Origin of the sequence: Exiguobacterium sp. UBA6309 (assembly GCF_002439205.1) — a bacterium.
In the GTDB taxonomy this organism is placed as follows: domain Bacteria; phylum Bacillota; class Bacilli; order Exiguobacteriales; family Exiguobacteriaceae; genus Exiguobacterium_A.
This window is the reverse complement of record NZ_DJTL01000003.1, coordinates 1,996-3,150: the sequence shown is the minus strand read 5'-3', so window position 1 is coordinate 3,150 and position 1,155 is coordinate 1,996. Positions and strand designations below refer to the sequence as shown.

The 1,155-nt window shown below is 42.0% G+C and carries 3 protein-coding genes; all 3 read right to left on the bottom strand.

The genetic code is table 11. The features are described from left to right. Positions 1 to 161: 161 nt before the first annotated feature. Positions 162 to 380, bottom strand: a complete 219-nt coding sequence (locus B3M90_RS00090) for a YaaL family protein (RefSeq protein WP_050679042.1) — start codon at positions 378 to 380, stop codon at positions 162 to 164. Next, the gene (gene recR, locus B3M90_RS00085; protein WP_023469882.1) at positions 377 to 976 is read right to left on the bottom strand and encodes a recombination mediator RecR; all 600 of its coding nucleotides are present in this window, start codon (positions 974 to 976) and stop codon (positions 377 to 379) included. Before recR ends, B3M90_RS00090 begins: the two co-directional genes overlap by 4 nt. A gap of 18 nt (positions 977 to 994) precedes the next feature. Further along, positions 995 to 1,155 (bottom strand): YbaB/EbfC family nucleoid-associated protein (locus B3M90_RS00080; RefSeq protein ID WP_290781994.1); only part of this gene is annotated, 161 nt, incomplete at its 5' end.

The window sequence follows — 1,155 nt, the reverse complement described above, 5'->3', positions numbered from 1 at the left end:
AACTTTTTTGAAATTGTTTTTTGCTTGTTTGCCGTAAGCGCTCGTCCTCTTAAGGACATGAATTAATATATCACGATAATTAGATAGGCGCAACTACTTTATTAAAATAACTTATAGTTTTTTTAGAGCATGTAAAAACCGCAGACAAGAATGGCTGCGGTTTACTTCATCATCAATGAGACGCGTCTTCTTTTTGCTTCGCTTATATAGAAGAAATACAGTGATTCCGCTAACTTCATTTGTGCTTCTAAATCACCATAGTCATCATAGCTGATTTCTAGAAGATGGCGTTTCATCAAATAATCTTCTTTTGCTTTTGCTAATTCTTCTAACAAACGCTCGTCGTACTCACTGCGAATCTTCTTTCGAAACCAACTCATAGTTCGCGACGTCCCTCCATTGCACGAGATAACGTCACTTCATCTGCGTATTCAAGATCTCCACCAACCGGAAGACCATGGGCAATCCGAGTGATCCGAATACCCGTCGGTTTTAAGAGACGCGATAGATACATCGCTGTCGCTTCTCCTTCGATGTTCGGATTGGTTGCTAAGATGACTTCCGTAATCGCTTCGTCCGCTTGAAGACGTGTCAGTAGACTAGATACATTGATATCCTCTGGACCGATCCCTTCCATTGGACTGATCGCTCCATGTAAGACATGGTACAACCCTTGGTAATCTCGCATCTTTTCCATTGCAATGACATCCCTTGAATCTTGGACGACACAGACGATCGTACGGTTTCGGTGTTTATCTGTACATACATAACAAGGATCTTGATCCGTGATATTCCCGCAGACACTACAGTAGGCAATGTCGCGCTTCGCACTGACCAATGCTTTTCCGAACATCAAGACATCGTCTTCTTCCATATCAAGGACATGAAACGCTAGACGAACTGCTGTCTTCGGACCAATCCCCGGCAGTTTTGTAAAACTTTCGATCAAACGACTAATCGCTTCAGGATATTGCAAGTGGTTTCCTCCTACGAATTAAAACATTCCCGGCAGATTCATACCTTGTGTGAATTTCCCCATTTTACTTGAGACGAGTTCATCGACTTTCTTCAAAGCATCGTTCGTTGCAGCTAAGACAAGATCTTGAATCATTTCAACGTCATCTGGATCAACGACTTCTTCTTTAATGATGACAT